The organism is Nocardia sp. NPDC058114, assembly GCF_042884695.1.
GTDB lineage: Bacteria > Actinomycetota > Actinomycetes > Mycobacteriales > Mycobacteriaceae > Nocardia.
Genome location: NZ_JBHVTK010000005.1, coordinates 471393 through 496169, shown reverse-complemented (window position 1 = coordinate 496169; position 24777 = coordinate 471393). Strand labels below are relative to the sequence as shown.

Annotated in this window: 15 protein-coding genes; 12 read left to right on the top strand and 3 right to left on the bottom strand. The window is 67.8% G+C overall.

The genetic code is table 11. The features are described 5' to 3' along the window. Positions 1 to 24: 24 nt before the first annotated feature. The 11 genes from ACFVVI_RS21665 (at position 25) to ACFVVI_RS21615 (ending at position 13457) form a co-directional block, all read left to right on the top strand. A complete protein-coding gene (locus ACFVVI_RS21665) occupies positions 25 to 2061 on the top strand; it encodes a M13 family metallopeptidase (protein WP_378993656.1) in 2037 nt (678 codons plus the stop codon). A gap of 81 nt (positions 2062 to 2142) precedes the next feature. Beyond that, positions 2143 to 3120: an ABC transporter substrate-binding protein gene (locus tag ACFVVI_RS21660; RefSeq protein WP_387446490.1), complete on the top strand. Its 978-nt coding sequence runs from the start codon at positions 2143 to 2145 to the stop codon at positions 3118 to 3120. Positions 3121 to 3159: 39 nt separating this feature from the next. After that, a complete protein-coding gene (locus tag ACFVVI_RS21655) occupies positions 3160 to 4509 on the top strand; it encodes a SagB family peptide dehydrogenase (protein ID WP_387446489.1) in 1350 nt (449 codons plus the stop codon). Between the two features lie 88 nt (positions 4510 to 4597). Next, positions 4598 to 5113, top strand: coding sequence for a YbaB/EbfC family DNA-binding protein (locus ACFVVI_RS21650; protein ID WP_387446488.1), 516 nt, complete (start codon positions 4598 to 4600; stop codon positions 5111 to 5113). After that, on the top strand, positions 5110 to 5430 hold the full coding sequence (locus ACFVVI_RS21645) for a hypothetical protein (RefSeq protein ID WP_378656646.1): 321 nt from the start codon (positions 5110 to 5112) through the stop codon (positions 5428 to 5430). Before ACFVVI_RS21650 ends, ACFVVI_RS21645 begins: the two co-directional genes overlap by 4 nt. A gap of 116 nt (positions 5431 to 5546) precedes the next feature. Beyond that, positions 5547 to 11318, top strand: a complete 5772-nt coding sequence (locus ACFVVI_RS21640) for a glycohydrolase toxin TNT-related protein (RefSeq protein WP_387446487.1) — start codon at positions 5547 to 5549, stop codon at positions 11316 to 11318. Between the two features lie 69 nt (positions 11319 to 11387). After that, positions 11388 to 11711, top strand: a complete 324-nt coding sequence (locus ACFVVI_RS21635; protein ID WP_387446485.1) for a hypothetical protein — start codon at positions 11388 to 11390, stop codon at positions 11709 to 11711. A 111-nt stretch (positions 11712 to 11822) separates the two neighbouring features. Next, a complete protein-coding gene (locus tag ACFVVI_RS21630) occupies positions 11823 to 12473 on the top strand; it encodes a TNT domain-containing protein (protein WP_387446484.1) in 651 nt (216 codons plus the stop codon). Beyond that, complete coding sequence (locus ACFVVI_RS21625; RefSeq protein WP_378632220.1) at positions 12470 to 12745, top strand: hypothetical protein; 276 nt, start codon at positions 12470 to 12472, stop codon at positions 12743 to 12745. Before ACFVVI_RS21630 ends, ACFVVI_RS21625 begins: the two co-directional genes overlap by 4 nt. A 68-nt stretch (positions 12746 to 12813) precedes the next feature. Then, positions 12814 to 13047, top strand: a complete 234-nt coding sequence (locus ACFVVI_RS21620) for a hypothetical protein (RefSeq protein ID WP_387446482.1) — start codon at positions 12814 to 12816, stop codon at positions 13045 to 13047. Positions 13048 to 13076: 29 nt separating this feature from the next. Next, positions 13077 to 13457 carry a VOC family protein gene (locus ACFVVI_RS21615; RefSeq protein WP_387446481.1) on the top strand — a complete coding sequence of 127 codons (381 nt, stop codon included), beginning with the start codon at positions 13077 to 13079 and terminating at the stop codon, positions 13455 to 13457. 49 nt (positions 13458 to 13506) lie between these two features. Here ACFVVI_RS21615 and ACFVVI_RS21610 read toward each other — a convergent pair whose 3' ends face one another. Beyond that, entirely contained in the window at positions 13507 to 13908 is a 402-nt protein-coding gene (locus ACFVVI_RS21610) for a MerR family transcriptional regulator (protein WP_387446480.1), read from the bottom strand. Positions 13909 to 13981: 73 nt separating this feature from the next. Here ACFVVI_RS21610 and ACFVVI_RS21605 point away from each other — a divergent pair, with 73 nt between their 5' ends. Beyond that, positions 13982 to 14836 (top strand): NAD(P)-dependent oxidoreductase, encoded by an 855-nt coding sequence (locus ACFVVI_RS21605; protein WP_387446479.1) that lies wholly within the window; start codon positions 13982 to 13984, stop codon positions 14834 to 14836. Positions 14837 to 14922: 86 nt separating this feature from the next. Here the strand turns inward: ACFVVI_RS21605 and ACFVVI_RS21600 are convergent, their stop codons facing one another. Both ACFVVI_RS21600 and ACFVVI_RS21595 read right to left on the bottom strand, forming a co-directional pair. Next, the gene (locus ACFVVI_RS21600; RefSeq protein WP_387446477.1) at positions 14923 to 19512 is read right to left on the bottom strand and encodes an amino acid adenylation domain-containing protein; all 4590 of its coding nucleotides are present in this window, start codon (positions 19510 to 19512) and stop codon (positions 14923 to 14925) included. A gap of 43 nt (positions 19513 to 19555) precedes the next feature. Continuing rightward, positions 19556 to 24766, bottom strand: coding sequence for an amino acid adenylation domain-containing protein (locus tag ACFVVI_RS21595; RefSeq protein WP_387446476.1), 5211 nt, complete (start codon positions 24764 to 24766; stop codon positions 19556 to 19558). Positions 24767 to 24777 lie beyond the last annotated feature (11 nt).

The window sequence follows — 24777 nt, the reverse complement described above, 5'->3', positions numbered from 1 at the left end:
TGCCGCATCGGGGAAGGAAGTCCTGTGACATCGTCCGGTCGTCCGTCGGTGGTCGACCGCCGCGCATTCCTGATCGCCATGGGCTTGGTGCCCGTGGCCGCCGCGCTGGCGTCGTGCTCGCCCGAACCCACCGAAATCCAGCTCACGGGCGTCGACCTGGGCGGCGGCGACCCCACCATCCGCCCGCAGGACGATCTGTACCGCCACGTCAACGGCACCTGGCTGCGCGATTACCAGCTCCCGCCCGACAAGGCCTCGGTCGGCGCGATCACCGACGCCAACGACCGGACCCTGGATCAGCTGCGCGCGATCATCGAGGGCATCAGGGATCCGAAGCACGGCTCGGAGGCGCAGCAGATCAAGGATCTCTACGACGCGCGCCTGGACCTCGACGAGATCGAGCGACTCGGCATCACGCCGCTCAACAGCCTGTTCGCCGCGATCGACAAGGCCGCGGGCAAGCCGGAGCTGGCGAAGGTGATGGCCGAGGCGCCCATCGCCGGGCTGATCGGGATGGGCATCGGGATCGACCGCAAGAACTCCAAGGCCTATATCCCCAGCGTCGGCCAGTCCGGGCTCACCCTGGGCGAGCAGTACTACCGCAAGCCCGAGTTCGCCGCCCAGCTCGCGGGCTATCAGATCTACCTCGAGCAACTGGCCGCGGGCCTCGGCCTGCCCGACCCGGCCGGGGTGGCGCAGCGGACGGTCGATCTGGAGAAGCGCATCGCCGCCGGGCATTGGGACAGCGTGCGCCTGCGCAACACCGATGCCACCTACAACCTGATGAGCTGGCAGGAACTGACCGCGCTCGGCCCACAGTTCGATTGGGATCCGTGGCTGGCGGGCATGACCGACCGGCCCAAGTCGCTGTTCGACAAGATGGTGGTCGGCCAGCCGTCCTTCGTCACCGCGGCCGCTCAGCTGTGGGGCGAGGTCGATATCGCCCAGTGGCGCGACTACCTCAAGCTGCATGTCGCCAACAGCTACGCGCGCTTCCTGCCCAAGGCCATCGCCGACGCGCGCTTCGAGTTCGTCGGCCGGGTGCTCAGCGGTATCGAGGAGAAGCCGGAGATGTGGCGCTCCGCGGTGGGTGTGGTCGACGACAATCTCGGCGAACCGCTGGGAAAGCTGTACGTGGACAAGCACTTCCCGCCCGCGGCCAAGGAACGCGCGTTGGAGATGGTCGCCGACCTCACCGCCGCCTACCGCGACAACTTCACCAATTCGACCTGGATGACCCAGCCGACCCGTGACGCCTCGATCGCCAAGCTGGACAAGATCGTCGCCCAGATCGGCTACCCCGACAAGTGGGTCGACTACTCGTCGGTGCCGGTCACCCGCGGCAAGCTGATCGAATCCCTGTTGGCCATCAACACTTTCGAGTCCAAGCGCGCGTTCGCCCGCCTCGGCACCGAGGTGGACAAGATGGAGTGGAGCATGTCGCCGCAGACGGTGAATGCCTACTACAGCCCGACCACCAACCAGATCGTCTTCCCGGCCGCCTACCTACAGCCCCCGTTCTTCGACAAGGACGCCCAGGCCGCGGTCAACTACGGCGCGGTGGGTTCCACGATCGGCCACGAGATCGGGCACGGCTTCGACGACCAGGGCTCCAAGTACGACGGCGACGGCAACCGTCGCGACTGGTGGACGCCCGAGGATCTCGCGGCGTTCGACGCCAAGACCCAGCAGATCATCGCCCAGTACGACGTGCTCGTTCCCGAGGGCGCGCCCGAGGGGCAGCACGTGAACGGCGCGCTGACCGTCGGCGAGAACCTGGCCGACCTGCGCGGCCTGCAGATCGCATTGGCCGCCTATCAGAAGGTGGCCCAGCGCTCCGGCGAGCAACCCGATTTCCGGACGATGTTCCTGTCGTGGGCGCGGCAGTGGCGCGACAAGCAGACCGAGGAAGCGACGCTGCAGGGGCTGCAGGACACCCACTCCCCCAACGAGTTCCGCTGCAACCAGGTGGTTCGCAATATCGGCGAGTTCTACACCACCTTCGAGGTGAAGGACGGCGACAAGCTGTTCATGCCGCAGGACCAGCGCGTCACGCTATAAGGGCACAGCTTCCCGCCGAAAAGCGACGTAGGTTAGCCTAGGCTGACTTACGCTGGAACTTGCTCTACGGAGGGTGTACCCATGACGACTGTTCGGACTTCGCGCGGCTGGCGGCGCGCGGCGGTGGCCGCGCTCGCCGGTGTCCTCGCCTTCGGTGTCGTGGCCTGCGGTTCCAGCGAGGACGAGGCCGCCTCGGGCGAAGCGGTGACCATCACCCACGCCCGTGGCGAGACCACCGTCCCCGGCACCCCGAAGAAGATCGTCGCCCTGGGTAACCAGTGGCTCGACAGCTCCCTCGCCCTCGGCGTGGTTCCCGTCGGCTACATCGACAACGTCTCCGCGGTGTCCAAGAGCACCCCGCCGTGGACGCCGGAGTCCTTGAAGGCGGCCACCGCCCTCAACACCACCGGCAATATCGCCGAGCAGGTCGCGGCGCTCGAGCCGGACCTGATCCTGGCCGACCCGTTCATCGCCGATCAGAAGACCTACGACGACCTGTCCAAGGTTGCCCCGACCCTGCCCGCGCTGACCAAGGACGCTGTCACCCCGTGGCAGGACCAGGTCACCGCGCTGGGCAAGGTGCTGCACAAAGAGTCCGACGCGAGCGCGGTGATCAAGAAGGTCGACGACAAGGTCGCCGCCATCGCCACCGCCAACCCCGGCCTGAAGGGCAAGACCTTCGCCAGCACCTGGCTCGCCAGCCCCGCGCAGCTGATGGTGCTCACCGACCCCAACGACGGTTCGGCCAAGGTGTTCACCGCACTCGGCATGGGCATTCCGGCCAACCTCACCGCGCTGCCCGCCAACCAGGGCCGCCTGGCGCTGTCGCCGGAGAAGGTCGACGAGCTCACCGCAGACCTGCTGCTGGCCGGCTACTCCCCCGGCCTCGACGAGAAGTACCGGCAGCTGCCGGGTTACGCCGATCTGCCGTCGGTGCGCAAGGGTTCGGTCGTGTTCTTGACCACGCAGGAGATCAGCGCGATCAACCAGCCCAGCGCACTGTCGGTGCCGTACATGCTGGACAAGCTCGAGCCCGCGTTCGCCGCCGCCGCGAAATAGGCTCTGCCCCAGACCGGTTCTACCCCCGAGGATTTCACCGTGCTCGCCTCCGCTTACCCCGCCCAGACCCGATTCGCCCTGCGCGCGGGCGTCACCTGCCTGACGACTCCCGTCGGCGCGGTGCTGCTCAATCCGCCGCGCAACGAGAAGCTGACCGGTCTGGGCGCGGGGGCGCTGCAAGCGCTGAAAACCCTGAACCAGGGCCCGGCGACCGCGGCGGAAATGGCGACCGCGGCAGCCGGTGACGACATCACCGCACTGATGCGCAAGCTCACCGACGGCGGCTGGCTGTCGGTGACAGTCCGCGACGGCGGCCGTGACCTCTACAGCATCCGTCCCTTCGCCGACCCCGCCCCGCGCCCCACGGTGGCCCTGCCCACCTGGTCGGCGACCCTGTCGAAATTCGCTGTCCTGCACCGCGACAACCAGGGCTTCGTCCTCGAACACCCGCAGGCGTGGTGCGACCTGCGCATCCACGACCCGCGCCTGCTCGCCCTGCTCGACGGCCCCCTCGCCGCCGATTCGCCGGTGCCCGCCACCGTGAAGACCCAGTTCATGGCCGACCTGCAGTGGTGCGGCTTCCTGGTCGACGGCGACGAGGAGGAGCGCGAGTTCACCACTCGCTCCTGGAACACCCCCGACCTGTGGTTCCACCGCCGCAGCACCCTCGGCGCCCGCACGGTGACCTGGGACGATTTCGGCCCCACCCGCTGGGCCGACGGCCAGTTCCCCGAATTGCCCTTGCGCCGCGCGTCGTTCGACGGCGAGCCGGTCGCTTTGGCGACGCCGGATCTGGTGTCGCTGCGTGTGTCCGATCCGAGTCTGGCCGCCACCATCGAAGACCGGGTCTCCACCCGCGCCTTCGACGACGCCGCCCCCATCACCTCGATCCAGCTGGGCGAATTGCTGTTCCGCACCGCCCGCACCCGCGAGGACGGCTCCCGCCCCTACCCCTCCGGCGGCGGCGCCTACGAACTCGAGATCTACCCCGTGGTGCGCAATGTCGCGGGCCTGGAAAACGGCATGTACCACTACGATTCGGCCGACCACGCTCTGCGCCCGGTCGCGCCCGCCGACGCCCCCGCCGTCCAGAAGCTCCTCAAATCCACCTCGGCGACCCTGGCCGGCGGCGCGCAACCCCAAGTCCTGCTGCTGGTTTCGGCCCGCGCGGGCCGCGTCATGTGGAGCTACGAACAGGTCGCCTACGCCAACATCCTCAAACACGTCGGCGTCCTCATGCAGACCGTCTACCTGGCCGCCACCGCCATGCACCTCGGCGTCGTGGCCCAGGGCTTCAGCGACACCTCCGCCTTCGCCGCGGCCACCGGCCTCGACGAACTCGAAGAGTGCAACGTCGGCAGCATCATCGTGGGCTCACCGACCCGCTAGCGGTAGAGATCTACGTCACACCATGCAACCCTCGACGGGTCTCGCGCGTCCAACCATATGACGTGCATTCCGACAGATCGAGGGTCTCATGAACGAGGACTGGTCGGCGCCGACACAGGCGTCGAACAACGCTTTACGTGCGCAGATCGATTCGATGCTCGATACCTTCACTGCTGAGAAGTCGGCTCTACTCGACGCCCGGTCCCAGGCCACCCAGCTCGTGACCGCCTGGTCGGCGGACGGGTTGGTCCGCGCCTCGGGGACCATCGCGGGGATCTCGGAGGTCCACCTCGAGCCGGATGCCTTCAAAAGGTCGACCCCGGAGTCCCTCGGCCGATCGGTCACCGAGGCGATCGCCGAGGTGGCCGCCCAGGCGGCCCAGACCCAGCAGCAAGCCCTCGCCCCCTTGTCGGACCTGAGCGCGAATATGCCGGACCTTCCCGACCTGATCCCGGGCGCTCCCAGCATGAAAGACCTCATCGCCCAGCTGACCCCGCCACCGCCACCGGATCCCGAACCGGTCACGGACTCACCACACAGTCTCGTCGATGACACCGACGACGAAGAAGGCGAATACTTCCGCAATCGCGGATACCTCCGATGAGCTCGCTGAAAGCCGACCCGCAAGCGCTGCGCGGCACTCAACCGTCGTTCACCTCGGTCGCCGACACGATCACCACCGGCGCCCAGAAGCTGGCGGCGGTGATCGCGGCCGAGGGTGAGTGCTGGGGCAGCGACGAGATCGGTCAGTCGTTCGCCAAGAACTACACCCCGGGCGTCGAGCCCGGCCAGAAGGCGGTGACCGGCCTGGCGACGGTGATGACCCAACTCGGCGAGAACATGGTCAAGGTCGCCGAAGCACTACAGACCCAGGACACGACGCGCGCCGGTGAAATCGACAAGGCCACGGGGTCGCTGTAGTGGGCATCGAAATCCCCGACGAGCTCGCCTGGGTCGCCAAGTACATTCTCGGCGCGGGTGATTGGCCCGAAGGTGACGAAACGGCGATGCGCCGGGTCGCCGACGGGTGGACCGCCATGGCCAACACCCTCGACACGGTCGACGACAACGCCGCCCTCGCACTGAACGCCGCCCTGACAGCGCTGTCCGAAGGCGAAACCCACACCGCCATCACCGCTTACCGCGACAAGCTGCTGTCGGGCGACGAAGCGACCTTCACCGCTGTTCGTAAGTGGTGTGCGAAACAGGCCGAACTACTCGAAGACGGCGCCAACGATATCGAGCACACCAAACTGGTGATCATCGCGACGATGGTCATCGCCGCGGTGGAGATCGGTGCGGCGATCGCAACCTCGTGGACAGGTGTCGGCGCCGTCGCCGGTGTGGCCGCCCGGGTGGCCGCCCAGGTCGCGGTGCGGGTGGCGATCAAGCAGCTCATCGCCCGTATGCTCACCCGCGGCGCCGCGAAGGCGGCCGCCCGGTTAGCGCTGCGCGGCGCCGCGTTCGAAGCACTCGAGGAAGGCGGCACCGATCTCGGCGCACGGCTGATCCAGGTAGCCAAGGGCGACCGCTCCACCGACAAGTTCGGCTGGACCGATCTGGGCCTGGCCACCTTCGGCGGCGCGGTCGGCGGCGCGGCAGGCGGCCTACTCGGCGGCGGCACCGGTGCGCTCGGCGATGTCGCGTCCTCTACCGCGGGCAAACTCGCGGGCAAGGTCGTCGGCGGCACCGTCACCGAACTGGGCGCCGACCTCTCCGCCCAGGTCGCCACCGCAGGAGTCGGCGCGGCCTTCCTCGGCCAGGAATTCAAACTGGATGTCGGCGTCGACACCTTCACCAGCGCTGGAGCGGGTGGCGTCCAGAGCGCGCTGGAATCCAGTAGCCACGGTGGAAACAGCACGGCCCCCACCGTTCCCGATCTGGGCACCGACGTTCCCGGGTCCACCACGCCCGCGGGGACCGATACCCCCTCCGGTGATCAGAGCCCGAACGCATCCGACAACACCGGCCCGAATGCGCCGGCAACGCCGAGCAACGGCGACACCGGCGGATCAACGAACCCAGCATCCACCGCTCCCACCGGGGACGGCGCAACCCCACAAGATGGTTCGCCCAACACCTCGGCACCGGGAGAATCCACACCTTCGAGCCCAAGTGGCAACGGCGCGACCGACACTCCACCCACTGGCGACTCCACACCGTCGAGCCCGAACAACAACGGATCCACCGACGCCGGGCAAACCGCACCCTCGTCCAACGGATCCCCCTCCCCTGGCGACACGGCACCGTCCAGCCCGAACGGCAACGGGTCCAACCCGACCCCGCCGCCCGGCGACACCACACCATCGACCCCGAACAGCGACACCCCCACCGCGACACCCCAGACCGGCGAGTCGCCATCGACCCCGAACAGCAACGCCCCCACCGAAACACCGTCGACCGGCGACACCTCGCCCTCGAACAACCCCACGAACACATCGCCCACAGGCGACACCTCGACGCCCAACCTCACAGGCTCGTCGCTGGACCTCCCGACCCAGGATTCCTCGACCCAGCCCAACACCCCCACCGATACGGCCCCGAATACCAATAGCGGGCAACAGAACCCGACTCCGAGCGACAACGGACACGCCGCCACCACTCCCACGACACCGGCGAATCCCCAACCCACGACACCAGCCCCCACCAACACACCGGATTCGACCACCCAACAACCGACCACATCAACACCCACGCAGGAGTCGGCCACACAGCAATCACCGACTTCGACTCCCGCCGCAACCACCGGTTCGCCGCTGTCCACAACCTCCCAACCGGCAACTCCGTCGAACAACCCCACCCACACCCCTGCCGACACCACTCGTCCGTCCTCCACGGACACATCGACAGCGACCGCCACCACCGCGACAGCGCCCCAAACCACGAACCCCACAACAACACCCACCACGTCGACCCCGGCGCCCACTGCCACACCGACGTCCACGTCGACGCCCCCGATCAGCCAGATCCCACCATCAGCACCGCCGTCGCCCAGATCGATTACGACGCCCCCAGCAACCGCTGGAACCCCACAACCCACGCCCCCACCAACCTCACCGACAGCCTCCGAAACGCGCCCGGCGACGGGCCTCGACAGCCGGCCGAGCACCACCCCCACCAACGCTGCCCAAACGACACCGCAAAACATCACGTCCACAACAACTTCGACTCCGACGCCTGCTCCGACAAACGGATCACCCGACCCGGGTTACAGTCCCGATGCCCGCCCCTTGCGCGACGCACTACGCCATCAACCGCCGCACGACGGCCGAACAACCACCGTCGGCGCGAACCAGAATCCGACCCAACCGCGCCCCTCCTACCGGATTCGCCGCTTCCAGGTCGGCAACCGATGGGTCTCGGTGGCCACGATCCGCGCCCACATCCCCAACGCGCACCTGATGTCTCCAGCCGAACTGAGCCAGGAGATCGAATTCGCCCAGCGCGCAGTCGATGCCGCCTTCAATCATGCGCAGGACCTTCACAGCGGCGACCAGTTCCTCGTCGACCTCGAGCTGACGACCGACCCGGCTGCCGCCGACCTGCGGCTGAATTTGCAGCAACACCCGTTCGACCTGTCCAACGACCTCCGCGAGCACATGGGCTTGCCGCGGAGCACACCGGACACGCCGCTGAGCCCCGACGACCTTCGCTCGATCAGCAACGACATCGCCCGAGCCAACACGCCGTCGCCCCTGGCCGACATGCCCGGGACGCGAGTGTTCGCCCCCGGCTACCTGCGCGGCGTCGAAATCCCCCAGCACCAGCACGCGGTCGAAGACGCCCTACGCGACGGCAACCGGTTCATGGTCGGTGCCGATCCGAGAACAAATCCCTACGGGCGGTTGATCAACGACGGCGGACCACACGTCACCGGGCGAAATATCAACTGCCTCGACGCCTCGCTTGCCGCGCTGGCGTCGTTCAACGGCCGACCAGAAGTCTCCGCACCTCGAACGGTGGATTTGCTTCCCGACGGAACTGTCAGCCGACAAGGAGAACGGAACGGCCCAGATCGCGCCGCAGCATGGCTCGGTGGCCAATGGCAGACCTTCGCGAATCCCAACCAGTCCGTCCCGGACCGGTTTCAGGCCCTGCACGACTGGATCAGCCAGATGGGACCCGGTTCGTCGGCACTGGTCCTCAACGACTGGCAGGGTGGCGGCGGGCACGCAACCGCTATCGTCTACCCGATCGGTGCGAGCGGTCCAGTCTGGTGGGACCCACAACAGCGGACGTTCTCGGATTCTCCACCGGCGAGCCTGACGTCTCAATCCTCTTCGTTCAGATTCATGACGGTTGACCAGCAGGGAGCAGCGAATGGAGCCGCCACAACTCCGAACAGCGGAACAAGTGCGGGACTACCTGGCTCAGATATTCCCGGCGCGGGAGTTCAGTCTCCTTCAGAGCCGACACGCCTGGATCTGCCGCGAGATTCTGACCCCGGCGGAGATCGCGGAGGGGACGGGTCTAGGCCTGGCGAGCTACGCGGTGGACAAGGAGACCGGAGTGGTCACCACACAGTCGAGCCTGGCACTGACGACGATCGGCGAGATGTACGACGCAGCGATCGAGACCGGGACTCCGATCCAAGCCGAACAGATCTATCCCCCACTGAATCGACTGACGCTCCAACAGATCCGGCAAGACCCGGAGACGATCGAGTACCTGGTGACGGTCGAATCGCTGGCGACAACCCCGCCGACCAGAGAAGACCTCAATCTGACCATCGACAAGGTGACCCTGGAAGCCACTCCGTACACACCGTTGGCCCCGATGGTGGCCGCGAGGGCGGCGTGGAGTCGGCAGCGCAACGGCACGTGGCCGACAACGGAGACATTCGAGGTGTAGTCGATACGTCGGACGCGAGCCGCCCGGCCGATGCAGGAATCGACGCAACGGTAGCGAGGGACACCGGAGTCACCCCTGCACTGTCCGGTTCGACTGCGCCGTCAGATGGCAGTCCGAGCACGACGAACGGTCCGGCTGATCAGGCCCGCCGCGCACGCGAACTGTTGCGCACGGAGACCCCCGAGATCGGACGGTCCGTCACAGTCAGAGCACCCAGCGGGGGCCGCAGGTATCAAATCGACCGCTACCCCGATGCGCTCGGCCAGCCGGTCACAGTCGCACGCATCAACGTCAACGTCGCATCTGGGCCAGGTGTCGGATCCCAGTCGTTGGCGGACCTCGGCGAACAGCTACAACAAGCAACCGACACCACGTTCAACCAGGGCAGCCAGTTCCCCAACGGGGAATGGTTCATGGTCGACCTCGTTCCCGTGGATAACCCGGCCGATGCCGAGATGCAGGTAAGGGTGGACGACACGGGGCGACCCGGCACCACTCACCCGAACGCAGACGTCACAGCTCTGACGTCACAGCTGCGCGGTCAGCTCGGGTTGGCTCCGAGTTCCGCCGGCACTCTCTCGCCGAGCGATCTTCAACAGCTCAGCAACGAGATCGACCGTGCCACGCTCGTCCCGACTTCCCTCCCACCTTGGCTCGCACACGCGGCTGAATCCACCACCGACATCGACGCACAGGCGACCGACTACCGAACGACCTCGACTCTGGACTCGGACAACGCGTCGGTAGCAGGCCACGACACCAGCGACACGTCGCTGCCCGTCGCCGATTACTTTCAACCCAACGGACTACCGGTAACTACCGACGAGCTCGTCCATCCAGACATGGACGAGGCCGAACTTCAACAACTACGAGCCCTCGACAGCCAACTGTCGGCCATCGCGAGGGATCACCGCACCAGGACGGGAGCCTTTCCGGATCCACCGCCCGGCGTCGGCCGCGGCAATCCCGCTGTGGACGCGCTGCTGCCCGACGGCTGGGACCCATTTCACGGAGTTGGCCGCGACGCCTGGATGCGGTCGATCGCTGGCCCGAACGGCGATCCCGCTTGGGCGGACGGCAATCTATATCCGCAGGGCTTCTCCAGCCCGACCGACCGTCACCCGGCCGTGCTCCAACCGGGCGAGGTCATCGACCGATTCGGTGGGCCTTCTGGCAGGTTCACATCACCTGCGGGTGTTCCGTACCCGCAACGAGCGCTGCCGCCGACCAACCTCGACGGTGAGTCGTACCACCAATACGAGGTCCTACGGCCATTGCCTGTGTGGCAGGGCGGCATTGCTCCCCAGATGGGAGAACCTGGGCTCGGATCGCAGCACCATCTTCCGGTCAGCGTGCAGGCACTTATCGATGCCGGATATCTGAGAGAAGTCGATCCCCTTCCTCACGCACCTACTTCCGGTTCTGACGTCGATGTCCCGACTGCCGAAGGCTTGGAAGAACGTGGCAACCCCGCGGCGTCTCCCACTACTCATCCGTTCGCGGACGACCGCCCAGGGTTCTCGATCATGTCCGCGAACGATCGCTTCTACCAGGACGTACAGAGTGTTCCGCCACTTGCGGGGCACTACGATGTTGTTGCGCATGGGCGGCCGGACAGCGTGAACATGGACTCGACCGGAGGAGGAACAATGTCTGCGCGAGAGCTGGCTAATTTGATCCGCCATCGATCGGACTATGTACCCGGCACTCCCATCCGGTTGTTGTCCTGCAATACCGGACGGCTCGACGGCAATTTCGCACGAAGTCTTGCCCAAGCGCTCGGCACGCCGGTGGTAGCGCCGGATGGATACCTCTATACGTCCCGAGGCAGACTCGGCGTTGATGCCAGACTGCGGAGTATCAGCCCATGGCAAGTACCACGACTGCCTGACACATGCCATCGATTCCACCCCGACGGCAGAGTCGAGGAATTGGACCGTTCCGAGTGGGAAGGCTGAGTGTTGAAACTACTGCCCAATTTTTCGGAGGACCCTCGCGAAGGCATCGACGGGTGGCCGGAAGTCAGCTTGGCCGACCTCGTCGGACGCCTGGACAACGAACTCCGCGAACCGCTTTCGCATTACCTGCTGGAGTGTCAATCGTTGGTCACGACCCAGTCGATGGCCGACCCGCTCGACCCGGCACGTGACCACGGCGTACCGACCGGAATGTCGAGCGACGGCACGTGGGTGTGGTCCACATACTGGGGATACTTCGTGCGGGAGTACGGAATCGCGGTTCCCGCCGAGTTCATCGACCATGCCCGATCGCGTAATTTTGAGCCGGTCCTGCTCGACGATACCGAGCAGGAACGTATCGACAGCGAGCTCGAAGCAGCGTTCTCCGACTGAGCTAGAAGAGGTTTCATCGTGAACATCGACGAACTCACCATGATCTTGCGGGGACTTGGTGTGCCCGACTCAGTTGCCTCGGTCGGGAGACTTCGCGACGACCATTATTGCTTGGTACCAGGCCGAGACGGCTCGTTCGAAGCCTTTTGGTACGAACGTGGCGGCCCACACGACCTGTGCATATACGACACCGAAGCCGCTGCGTGTTACGGCTTCCTCGGGTTGATCGGCGGAGCGCTCGACGGGTCACAGCCACTGGCACCGGGTCGCGGTACTGCCGGATCTGTCGGCGGTGCGCCGATCAGCAGTCCGGCTGTTCAGTCGATTCTCGATGACGGTGATCTGTTCGGCGGTATGCGTGAAGCGCAATGGGCGCGGGAGTTCGTGGCTCCTGATGACGTCGGAGCCTCGGCGGGCAGACGGCTACTGCGCTGGCCCGATCCGATACTCCATCCAGATGGCTTCGCGACCCCCACCGACCGGACACCAACTCGGCTCGCCCCGGGTCGGATCATGGACTCGTTCGGCACCACCTTCACTCGACTGCTCTACGACATCGGAACCCCCTTCGGCGCGCGTTCGCTTCCGATCGACTACGCCGAATCCGGATACCGACGGTGGAAAGTCCTGACACCGACGCCAGTGTGGTCCGGCCCCGTCGCTCCGTGGTTTGCCAGGCCAGGTGGCGGCAACCAATACTTCACCGTGATGCCGGTCGTGGATCTGGTCGGCTCGGGATTCATCGAGGAGATTGCGGTATGACTCCGAACGACGATGTGTTCTCCCCGAATCCGATCAGCCAACTCGCTCGGTTCTCCCATGTCGATGCGCCCGCGTCCCTTGTCTCGGAAGGTGAACTGCGCGAACAAGCTTGGTGCCTGATCGAGGGAGATGACGGGTGGTGGGACGTCTTCTACTACGAACGCGGCGCCCGAACCACCAAACTCGGCCGTGCCAAATCCCGTCTCGCTGCCCTCCGGCTACTCGGCGGGCGCCTGCTCTACACCGACATCCTCAATCGAGCCACCTCGTAAGCTACCGCTGTGTCCGGACTCGAATGCGCTGCTGACCAACGACATTCGACTGCCGAAAGGAGGAGCCTGTGGCGATCTACGTGGTTTTTCGGAAGTCTTCGGAAGACTCGATGGGGGTGACCTATGAGTTCGGTGGGGCGGATCACCGGTTCGATCGGGTGCTGAGGGTCAATGCTGTGGATTATTCGGTCAGGGTGGAGGACGGGCGGAACGACCACATGACGGTGCGGGTGGCGGGGATGGCGATACGGGGGCATCGGGTCGATGGGGTCTGGCCCAAGGCTGGTGTTCATCAGGCGTGAGGCGTCAGGTGCGGGCGTAGGGTCGCCTCATGGCTTGCAAGATCACCGAACTCGTCATCGATTGCGCCGACCCGGAACTGCTGGCGGGCTTCTGGTGCGAAGTGCTCGGCTATGTCGTGCTCGATCGGGACGAGGGTGATGTCCAGATCGGCGCGCCGGGAACCGAATTCGGTGGGCCGCAGCCCACTTTGCTGTTCAGCGTCAGCACCGACCCCAGGCGGGGGAAATTGCCGATGCACCTCGATGTGAACGCTACCGACCGCGATCAGGACGAAGAACTCGAGCGTCTGCTCGGTGCGGGTGCCCGCAAGGTCGACATCGGACAGACCGGCGACGAAACCTGGCACGTGCTGGCCGACCCCGAGGGCAACGAATTCTGCCTGCTGCGGCGGCGAGTGGGGACAGCCTGAGCCACTCGGCGGTCGAGTCTGCCGACCGGATCCGGCCGACGACCATCGCTCAGGCGGGGGGCGGTTCGGATCCGTCGAAGGGTGGGTAGGTGTCGCCGGTGGTGCGTTCGGCGGCGGCGATGTAGACGGCCAGGGCTTCGCGGGATTGCGTGAGGCGGTCGATGTGGTCGTCGATGCGGTTCAGGCGGGTTCGCATGGCGGACAGCAGGTCTGGGCAGGCGGGGAGGGTGGGGGTTTCGCCTTCCGCGCAGGGCAGGAGGTAGGCGATGTCTTCGGAGGACAGGCCGGCGCCGAGCAGGTGGCGGATCTGCTTCACGCGTAGCGGGGCGGTGTCGTCGTATTCGCGGTAGCCGTTCGGGCTGCGGTCGGCGACCATCAGGCCCTGGGCTTCGTAGTAGCGCAGTTGGTGGGCGTTGACGCCCGTGCGGGTACTCAGTTCGCCGATTCGCATCGCAACCTCACTTGACCTTCATACCGGTATGAACGTTGATGATGCTGCCATGCACAACGCAACCGAAACACCTGTGACTGTCATCGGACTCGGCCTCATGGGTCGATCGCTCGCCGGCGCGTTCCTCGCGGCCGGGCATCCCACCACCGTCTGGAATCGGACGCCCGCCAAGGCCGACCGCCTGGTGGCCGAGGGCGCGCGACTCGCGTCGGCCATCGGTGACGCCCTGCGGGCGAGCGCGATCACGATCGTCTGCGTCACCGACTACCCGGCCGTGCGCGATCTGTTCGCCGCGAGCGATGTCGACGGCACGACCCTGCTCAATCTCACCTCGGGCGACTCCGCCCAGGCCCGCGAAACGGCCCACTGGTTCGAACAGCGCGGCGCCCGCTACCTCGACGGCGCGATCATGGCCATCCCGCAGGCGATCGGAACTCCCGACGCGGTGATTTTGCACAGCGGTCCACAGGCCGAGTTCGACGCACACCGGAAAACCCTCGAAGTACTCGGCACCGTCACCTATCTCGGCGCCGACCACGGCCTGGCCTCCCTGTACGACGTGGCGGGTCTGACCATGATGTGGAGCGTCCTCAACGCCTGGCTCCAGGGCACCGCCATGCTCCGGACCGCCGGTGTCGACGCCGCGACGTACGCCCCGTTCGCGCAGATGATGGCGACCGGGGTGGCCACCTGGCTGCCCGGCTACGCCGAGCAGATCGACAGTGGTTCCTATCCCGCCGAGGTGGCGGCCCTGGAGACCGACGCGCGAACGATGGCGCACCTGATCGAGGAGTGCGAGGCGCTCGGCGTCAACGCCGAGCTGCCGAAGTTGTTCAAGGCCCTGGCAGATCGGTCTATCGCCGCAGGTCACGGCGGTGAACAGTATCCCGTGCTGATCGAGGAGTTCGCCAAGCCACACAGCGACTGACCTGCCCCGCGTGAGCGAGGGGTAGCCCGCGTGCCAGACACGACGATGCGGACACACAGCACCGACATCGCCCAGCGATCGGCGCCCTACCCGTGCACGACGTCGGCGAGCGTGATGATCGCCTGCTCCCAGAGTTCAGCGAAGCGCGCGGCCTGGTCTTCGGTGAACAGGGACGCGCTCCAGCGGAAGTTGGTGGTCAGGGCCGGCCCGTCGGGGGTGGTGCCGATGCCCGCGATGACGTCGATCGCGTACCGCAGGGGAAGGTCGGGTTCAGGGTCGAGAGGTAGGGCTTGGTCGTGCTCACCGACGAGCAACGACCAGGGATCGGATTCGTTGCCGCTGAGGTCGATTCGGCCGAGGTAGTTGAATTCGACCTGGGGTTCGGCGGCGGAGCGGAGTTCCGCCGCGCGGTTGACGTAGCGCAGCAGACCGTAATCCAGTCCCTGGCTGGGGATTTCGCGCAGATGCGTCGAGACGGAGTCGAGCAGAGTACGGGCGGCAGCCGGGTCCGCTTGCGCGCGTGCGATATCCACCGCGTTGTCGCCGACGCCGAGGCGGACGGGGAAGACGCTGGTGAACCAGCCGAGGGTGTTGGCCGTGTCGGTGTCGAGGGTGGTGTCGGCGCGGCCGTGACCCTCCATGGCGATCAAGGCACCTGCGGCCGGGTCGTTTCCGTTGTCGGCGTGCAGCGAGGCCATGGTCATGGTGAGGGCGGTGAGCAGGAGCTCGCGGACGCCCTCGTCCTTGCCGACACGATCGAGGAGTCGGTCGGTGACCGCCACCGGCGTCGCGACCGTGCTGACGCGCAGGCTCGACCAGGTGTCGGTGGCCGGTGCGGGATGCCGGGAGCCGAGGGCGGCGTCGGGCTCGCAGACCTGTGCGGTCCAGTAGTCGCGCTGGGCCAGGACTTCCGGTGCGGACGCACGCTGCCACATGGCCTCGGACCACTGCCGGTAGGAGGTGAACTCGGGCAGCATCTTCGGCGTCACGCCTGCTTGGACCTGCTGCCAGGCAGCGGCGAGGGCATCGAGCATGATGTGCCAGGACACGACGTCGACCGCGAGGTGGTGCACGGCGAGCAGCAGGATGCCGGCACCGGCGCCGGAGCCCGGCACGTCTTCGACAGCAGACTCGGTTCCCGCGAACCACACGGCCCGAACCATTTCCCCGGCCCGTGGGTCGATCGCGTCGTTCGCGATTCGCGCGTATTTCGTGATGGCCGTGTCGAGTTCGGTGCCGCTGAGCCCTCGCGGTGCTTCGATGACGAGCTCGCCCGCGTTCACCACGCCGGGCGCGCGCGTGACCATGCGCGGGCCGTCCGGTGTATCGGTGAGCACCGCGCGCAGGGTGTCGTGCGCGTCGATCAGCGCCTGGAGGGTGGATTCCAATGCCGCACGGTCGATTCCGGCAGGCAGACGCAGCAGCGCGGCCTGGGTGAAGCGGCGGTAGTTGCCGTATTCGTACATCCAGGAGACCACCGGCAGCGGCGGGACCACACCGTAGGCGTCGGCACCGGACTGAGCGGCGGCGGCCGGCGCGTCATCGACGGCGGCGGCGAGTTCGCGAATGGTCGGGCAGGCCAGCACCATGCGCGGATTGAGGGCGAGTCCACGGCGGCGGGCCTTGTTGACCAGCGAGATCGCGACGATGCTGTCGACGCCGAGTTCGTAGAAGTCGGCGTCGATGCCGGGCGCGCGGCCGTCGAAGAGTTCGGCGAACAGCTCGCTGAGCGCGATCTCGGTGGGCGTCTCGGCGGCCGCGTTACTGTCGGCGACCGACAGCGACTGCTCGGCGAGCTCGTTCAGCGCGGGACCGTCGAGCTTGCCGTTGACGTTCACCGGCAGCTGGTCCAGCACGACTATTCGCGCGGGAATCATGTACGCGGGCAGGCGTTGCGCGAGATCGGCACGCACCCGGCTGACGATCACGGCCCGTCCGGCCTTGCCGACGACGAAGCCGACCAGCGACGCGCCCCCGGCACGGCGGACCACGGTCACCGCGGCGGTGTCGATATCGGCCGAACGCCGCAGCGCGGTCTCGATCTCACCGACCTCGATGCGATAGCCACGCACCTTCACCTGGGCGTCGGCGCGGCCGAGATAACCGAAGCGGCCACCCGGGAGCCGGCGCACGAGGTCGCCGGTGCGGTACATGCGCGCACCGGGGCACGTCGGGTCGGCGACGAAACGGTCCGCGGTGATGGCGGGCTTGCCGAGGTAGCCGCGGGCCAGCTGCACGCCCGACAGGTAGAGCTCGCCGACGATGCCCTGCGGGACCGGTCGCAGCCGGGAGTCGAGCACGTAGCCGACCATGCCGCCGTTGGCGGTGCCGATCGTGGGGATCTCCGAGGTGGCCACGGGCGCGACCACCGCTTCGACCGTCGTCTCGGTGGGCCCGTAGCAGTTGTACACAGCCGTCGCGGGGAGCGCGCGCAACCGCGCCCACAGGGCGGTGTCGATCGCCTCGCCGCCGAGGGCCAGCACCGGCAGGTCACGATCGAGCAGGCCCGCTGCCGCCAGCTGAGCGAGCATCGACGGGGTGGTGTCGATCATGTCGATGTCGAATTCGGCCATGCCGGCGACGATGCGGTGCGCGTCGCGCATCTCCTCGGCGTCGAACAGGTGCAGCGCCTGCCCGGCGAGGAACCCGACCATCGGCTGCCAGGAGGCATCGAAGCCGAGCGACCAGGCGTGCGCGATCCGCAGGGGGCGGCCGAGCTTGTCCATGGCCGGACGGTAGAAGCGCGCGAGGTGATCGGCGAAGTAACCCGCCAGAGCGGCGTTCGTGCCGACGACACCCTTGGGTTCGCCGGTCGAGCCGGAGGTGAAGATGATGTAGGCGCTGTGGTCGAGTTCGCGATTCACCGCAGGGGCCTGTGCGGGCCGGGCCGCGACCCGTGCGATGACGGCAGGATCGTCGAGCGCCAACACGGGCACCGATCGGTGATCGGCTGTGGTCTCGGTGACGCCGTCGAGCAGCGTCCGATCTCCGTCGAAGACGACGGCGAGGACCGGATTCGACTGGCGCAGAATAGAGGCGATCCGGGCGGCCGGGAGCGTGATGTCGACCGGGACGTAAGCAGCGCCCGCGGCGAACGTCGCCAGGATGGTGATGATCGAGCGCGGGCTACGCGGGAGCATCAGGGCGACAACGGTTTCCGGGGCGACGCCGTGCGCGGCGAACTCCCCGGCCAACCGGCAGGCTTCGTCGTGCAGCGCCCGGTAGGTGAACACCTCACCCGCGGTGGTGGTGAGGGCGATCGCGTCCGGAGTAGCGGTGGTCTGCTGCTCGAACAGTTCCCACGGGGTGGCGGTCGGCGACGGAGTCGTATTCGTTGCGGCGCTGCGGAGTTCGGCGTGCTCGGCCTCGGTGAGCAGGTCGATCGCATCGGTGGTCGCGGTGGCGTCGAGGGTCGGCAGGGTGCGCAGGACGGTCAGCATCCGGGCGCCGAGGTCGGCGGGGTCGAGGTGTCCGAGGAGCGCGGGAATCGCTTCGACGAGGACGAGGAGTTCGCCGTCGCTCAGGTGGGAGACGACCGTGAGCGGGTAGTGCGCGAGGCTTTCCATCTCGATCGGCCGGAACCGGGCGCCGTCGGGGGCGGTGACCGTCTGGATGGCGTCGTCGATGGGGGCGTTCTCGAAGACGAACAAGGTGTCGAACAGGGCACCGTGACCGGCCGCGCGTTGCAGGGTCGACAGGCTGAGATACCCGATGTCGCGCATGGTCGCCGAATCGCGTTGCAGGCGTGCGCATTGCGCGACGACCGGCTCGGCGGAGTCGAGGCGGTGCACGACCGGGACGGTGTTGATGAACAGCCCGACCATGCCTTCGACGCCCGCGAGTTTCTCGGGGCGGCCGGAGATGGTGGTGCCGTAGACCACGTCTCGGCGGTCGGTGATGCGGCCGAGCAGCAGCGTCCAGGCGAACTGGACGGCGGTGTTCAGCGTCATCCCGTTGGTGCGCGCCCACTGCTGCAATTGCTCGGTTTCTTCGGCGGACAACCGGAGTCGCGTGGTCTCCGGGACTGCGGAGCCACGATCACCGGTGCCGTCGGCCAGCACCAGGGGCGCGCTGACCTGCTGGAGGTACTCGGCCCAGCGGCGGGCCGCGGCGTCGTGGTCCTGCGCGCCGAGCCAGCCGATGTAGTCACGGTAGGGACGGGGCGCGGGCAGTCCGTCGAGGGTGCCACCCGCTCGATAGACGGCGAGCAGCTCGGTGAAGAACACCGCGACAGCCCAGCCGTCCATCAGGATGTGGTGCGCGGTGAGGATCATCCGCTTGCGCGGCTCGGGCGCGTCGGTGACGTCGAGCAGCAGCACACGCAGCGCGGGACCACGGCTCAGCACGAACGGGACGCGGCGCTCGGATTCGGCGATCGCCTCGAATTCCGTGGTGCGCGCGTGTCGTTCGGCCCACGGCAATTCCGCGCGTGAGGGGATGATCTGCACCGGTTTGGGCACGTCGGTGTCCCAGAACGCGGCACGCAGGTTCGGATGGCGGTCCAGCATCGCCTGCGCGCTGCGACGCAGCAGGTCGGTGTCGACCGGGCCGTCGATATCGACCACGAACTGCATCGTGTACAGGTCGATCTCGGTACCCGTCAGCCGGGAGAGCGAGAAGAGCCCCTCCTGCAACGGGCTCAGCGCGAGTACGTCTTCGATCTGCGGCGCACTCATGCTGCGTCCCTTCCTAACTGCTCGTTCATCCCGACGTTCGTGCTCATCCCTGCGCGGACCAGGCGGCCGTCAGCGCGGACAGGGCGTCGGATTCCAGGCCCGACGCGCTCATCGGCGCGTGCGAAACCTGTTCGGGCTCATCGGCGTGCGTCGCGTCACCGGCGGCGGCGTCGACGGCGGCGGCCAGTTCGGTGATCGTGGCGCATTCGAACACCAGCTGCGGCGACAGCGGCAGGCCGAGGGCATCGGCGCGGGCCGACCACTGGATGGAGATGACGCTGTCACCACCGAGGGCGAAGAAGTTGTCCTCGCCGACGACGTCGTCGATTTCCAGCAGTTCCTCGATCAGCGCGATCAGGGTGCGCTCGGTGTCGGAGTCGGCCGCCGCACCGGTGGCCACGGCGCTCGCGGCCACCGGGGCGGGGGTGGCCAGCAGACGCTCGAGATCGGCGGCGGGCAGCACACGCAGGTCGGCCACCGGCAGGTCCGGCGTTTCGGCGAAGGCGCGCAGCGTGGCGGCGAGCGCGTCGGCGATCAGCGCGGCCGTGGCCGGTTCGTACAGATCGGCGTTGACGACGACGCGGACGTCCATGCCGCCCTCGGCGGTCACGTTCAGGCTCAGGTTCAGATCCAGGAACGAGACGTCGAAGTCGGCGGGCAGCACGGTGACGGTGCTCTCCCCCGAGGTCGCGAACGGGAGCGTGGTGGGCGCCCAGTCGGCGCCACGGAAGTGGATCATGCTCTGGAACAACGGGTTCCGCGAGCGCGAGCGACGCGGGTTGAGCGCTTCCACCAGGCGCTCGATCGGCAGCTCCTGGTGGGCGTTGGCGTCGAGCACCACATTGCGTGCCCGAACCACGGTGTCGCGCAACGTCGGTGCGTTCGACAGGTCGTTGCGCAGCACGACCATGTTGGCGAACAGCCCGATCAGGGCGGTCGTCGCCGGATCGGTGCGCGCCGCGACGGGAGTGCCGAGGGTGATGTCGGTGCCACCACCGAGGGTGTGCAGCAGGGTGGCGACCGCGGCCTGGCACACCATGAACTCGGTGGCGCCGCTGCGGACCGCGAGCGATTCGAGCCCGGAGCGCACGGCGGCGGGCAGCGAGAAGCTCACCACTTCACCGCGCTTGCCGAGCACCGGCGGACGCTGCCGATCGTGGGCGACCGCGATCTCCTCGGGAACACCGGCGAGCGTGGACCGCCAGTACTCGATCTGGTCGGTGGCGAACGCGCTCGGTGCGGCCTGGTCGAACAGTTCGCGTTGCCACAGCGCGTAGTCGGCGAACTGGACCGGCAGCGGCGCCCAGTTCGGGGCGCCACCCTGTTCGCTGCGAGCCCGGTAGGCGGCGGTGAGGTCGTCGAGCAGCACGCCGAAGGACGCGTGATCGGCGACGATGTGGTGCACCAGCAGCGAGAGCACGTGCGCGCCCGCGTCGAGCACGAGCAGTTCGGCGCGGATCAGCGGCTCACCGTCGAGGGTGAAGTGGTAGCAGGCGATCTCGGCGAGTGCCTCGGTGAGCTGCCCGGCGGCGAGCTCGCGCACCGGCAGCGGGACCGGTGCGGCGGGGTGCACCACCTGGTAGGGCACGCCGTCGTGTTCGGGGAAGGTGGTGCGCAGCGACTCGTGCCGGGCGACCACGTCATCGAGCGCGGCACGCAGAGCCGCGATGTCGAGTGCGCCGTCGAAGCGCAGGGCCAGCGGCAGGTTGCCGACCGAGCCCGCACCTTCCATCCGGTACTGGAACCACATCGCCACCTGCGAGTACGACAGCGGAACGCGCTCGCCGCGCGGGCGCCCACCGATCGCCGGGCGGCTGGACCGCCCCGGTCCGGCGGTCGCGGTATCCGCCGTCACGGTTTCGGCCGGGTCGGTGGTCGTGCTCTCGGCGGGGGCGTCGTCGAAGTCGTTGTCGACGGCGTCGAGGTCGATATCGAATTCCGCCAGGAAGCGGGCGACCAGGTCGGCGGCCAGGGCGGCGGGCGTCGGGCTGTCGAACACGACGCGCACGTCGAGCTCGATGCCGAACTCCGCACGGACCTGCGCCACCAGGCGCGCCGCGAGCAGGGAGTGCCCGCCGAGTTCGAAGAACGAGTCCTCCGCGCTGACCTCGTCGAGGTTGAACAGGGCGCCGAACAGGGCGCACACCTTGCGTTCGGTGGCCGTGGCCGGAGCGCGGTGGGTGCGTACCACGGCGGGGGACGCCGCGGGCAGGGCGCGCTTGTCGAGCTTGCCGTTGACGGTGAGCGGGATCTCGGGGATCACCGCGAACGCGCTGGGCACCATGTATTCCGGCAGCCCACCTGCCGCGAACGCGTGGACCTGTTCGAGGTCGACCGTGCCCTCGGCGGGCACCACATAGGCGGCGAGCATCGCGCCGATGGCGGGGTCCTCGGTCACCACGACCACGCAGTGGGCGACGGCGGGATGCGCGGCGATCGCGGCCTCGACCTCGCCGAGCTCGATGCGGAAACCACGCACCTTCACCTGTTCGTCGGCGCGGCCGACGAACTCGAGCTCACCGAAGGCGTTGCGGCGCACCAGGTCACCGGAGCGGTACATGCGGGCGCCCATCGCGGGGCCGCCCTCGGCCGCCGCGAACGGGTCGGCGACGAAACGCTGCGCGCTCAGCGCGGGACGGTCCAGGTAGCCGCGGGCGAGCTGATCGCCACCGAGGTAGAGCTCACCGACGACGCCGTCGGGCACCAGCTGCAATGCCTCGTCGAGGACATAGGTGTAGACGTTGCGGTTGGGGACGCCGATCGGCACCACGCCGGTACCCTGCGGACCCGCGACCGGCATATGGGTCGAGCAGACCACGGCCTCGGTCGGTCCGTAGTGATTGCGGAGTTCGGCCTCGAGGGTGTTGAAGAACCGGTCGGCGACTTCGCCGGGCAGCGCCTCGCCGCCGACGGGGATCTGGCGCAGCGACTGCCATTCGCTGATCTCGGGCAGCAGCAGGAACGTACTCAGCATCGACGGCACCATGTGCAGCACCGTCACCTGGCGGCGGGTTATCAGGTCGGCGACGTAGCGGATATCGCGGAAAGCGTTGGGCTTGGGCACGATCAGTTGCGCGCCGACCGTGAGGGTGATCGCGATGTCGACCAGCGAGGCGTCGAAACTCACCGACGACGACTGCATCAGGCGGTCGGCGGCGGTCATGTTCCAGTCGGCGGTGAAGCAGACGATGTGTTCGGCGATCGCGTTGTGCGGCACCGGAACACCCTTGGGCTTGCCGGTGGAGCCGGAGGTGTAGATGACGTAGGCCAGGTTCGCGGGGAGCAGCGGACGCAGGCGCTCGGCATCGGTGGGCGCGGTCGCGGGGAGACCGGCGGCCATCTCTTCGGCAGCGGCCAATTCGACTGCGCCGAGCAACAATCGAGGGTTCGCGTCCTCGATCAGGTACTCGATGCGATCCTGCGGGTAGGCCGGATCGATCGGGAGATAGGCGCCACCGGCCTTGAGGACGGCGAGCACGGCGACGATGAACTCCACCGAGGTGCCGAAGCGAAGGCCGACGAGGTCCTCGGTGCCGACGCCCTGCCCGATCAGCCAGTGGGCCAGGCGATTCGCGCGCGCGTGCAGCGCGGCGTAGGTGAGCTCGGTGTCGTCGGAGAGCAGTGCGAGCGCGTCGGGGGCGGCGGCCGCGGCCGATTCCAGCAGGGCGACAAGGGTGGTCGCCGGTTCATCGACGAGGGCGCCGTGCGAGCGATCCAGCAGGGTCGCGCGGTCGGTGGCACCGAGCATGTCGAGGTTGGCGAGTCTGCGTCGCGGCTCGCGCAACGCACTGTCGAGGAGCTGACCGAAGTGCGCGAGCAACTGGTCGACGAGGGCCTCGGCCAGCACATCGGTCTGGTACTCGGCTTCCACCACCGCGGTGCCGTCGGCGTCGAGCACGATGGCCAGCGCCAACGGCACCTGCGCGCTCGCCGCGCCGAGTTCGAGCTGGGTGGAGCTCACGCCGTCGAGGGCGAAACCGTCGGCGCTCTTGCGCACCGAGAAACCGAGGCGGACCAGCTGATCCAAGCCGTCGCGCCCGGCCACCCGATCCGGGTTCGCCTCGCGGACGACACGATCGATGCCGACGCCCCGATGCGCGAAGGCGCCGGTGCAGGTGTCGCGGACCGCGGCGACGAGCTGGGTGAAGTCGGCGTGGGCGCCCATGGTGGCGCGCAGCAGCAGCGTGTTGCCGAAGTAGCCGATGAGCTGTTCGGTGCCCGCGGGGCGATCGGTCACCGGGATGGAGACAAGGAAGTCGTCGGCGGCGGTGTAGCGGTGGATCAGCGCGTCGAAACCGGCGAGCAGCACCATGAACGGGGTCGCGGCCTGTTCGCGGGCGAACTGTTCGGTGCGGGTGACGAGCTCGGCAGGCAGACGGTGGGTGCGGCGCTGGGCGTTGCGGCCGGGGGTGGCCGAGGCGGAGCCGGGCAGTTCGAGGGGTTCGGGCAGCGGGCGCAGGGCCTCGCGCCAGAACGCCACGTCGGCCTCGGCGGGTTCCGCGGTCGACGCGATGGCCGCGAATTGCACGGTGTCACGGCCGAGCGCCGAATCGCCGTGGCCTACCGCGTTCGCTTCGTCGGGTGAGGCGGCCGGGGCGCTCGGTGTGGACGATCCCGCAGTGCTCGACCCGGCGGCGGCGCTCGGCTGCCCGGCCCGGTACGCGGCGTTCAGTTCGGCGAAGAACACCGCCCAGGAGTCGTCGTCCCAGGCGATGTGGTGGATGGTGAGGAGCACGACGTGCTCGTCGGTCCCGGTGCGGATCAGCGTGGCGCGCAGCGGGAGTTCAGTGCCGAGCGCGAACGGACGACCGAACTCACGCTGGGCCAGCACCTCCACCCGCAGGTCACGACCCGACTCCGCGAGCTCGGTGAGGTCGTGGGTCGACCATTCGGCCGGTGCGTCGGCGGCGAACACCTGATACGGCGTGCCGTCGACGTCCGCGCCGTAGGTGGTGCGGAGGATGTCGTGGCGAGCCACCACCTGGTCGAACGCCGCGTGCAGGCGATCGGCGTCGAGCGGGCCGGTGAGACGGTAGGCGACGCAGATGTTGAGGGCGGTGTCGTCGGCGTCGCGGGTCTGCAGGAACCACATGCGGCGCTGGCCGGGGGTGAGCGGGCGCCGCTCCCCCACCGGAATACGCGGTACGGCAACGGGTTCGGCGTTCACTACGGCCATGCCGCGTTCGCGCAGCTTCTGCTGGAGCAGCAGTTTGCGGCGCTCGGCGACGGACAGGGTGGCTTCGGTGTCAGACATGTTCTTCGGCC

Excerpts from the sequence above, each read along its gene's own strand:
- ACFVVI_RS21660 (WP_387446490.1), top strand. The coding sequence starts at position 2,143 with ATGACGACTGTTCGGACTTCGCGCGGCTGGCGGCGCGCGGCGGTGGCC.
- ACFVVI_RS21650 (WP_387446488.1), top strand. The coding sequence starts at position 4,598 with ATGAACGAGGACTGGTCGGCGCCGACACAGGCGTCGAACAACGCTTTA.
- ACFVVI_RS21645 (WP_378656646.1), top strand. The coding sequence starts at position 5,110 with ATGAGCTCGCTGAAAGCCGACCCGCAAGCGCTGCGCGGCACTCAACCG.
- ACFVVI_RS21640 (WP_387446487.1), top strand. The coding sequence starts at position 5,547 with ATGGCCAACACCCTCGACACGGTCGACGACAACGCCGCCCTCGCACTG.
- ACFVVI_RS21625 (WP_378632220.1), top strand. The coding sequence starts at position 12,470 with ATGACTCCGAACGACGATGTGTTCTCCCCGAATCCGATCAGCCAACTC.
- ACFVVI_RS21615 (WP_387446481.1), top strand. The coding sequence starts at position 13,077 with ATGGCTTGCAAGATCACCGAACTCGTCATCGATTGCGCCGACCCGGAA.
- ACFVVI_RS21610 (WP_387446480.1), bottom strand. The coding sequence starts at position 13,908 with ATGCGAATCGGCGAACTGAGTACCCGCACGGGCGTCAACGCCCACCAA.
- ACFVVI_RS21600 (WP_387446477.1), bottom strand. The coding sequence starts at position 19,512 with ATGAGTGCGCCGCAGATCGAAGACGTACTCGCGCTGAGCCCGTTGCAG.
- ACFVVI_RS21595 (WP_387446476.1), bottom strand. The coding sequence starts at position 24,766 with ATGTCTGACACCGAAGCCACCCTGTCCGTCGCCGAGCGCCGCAAACTG.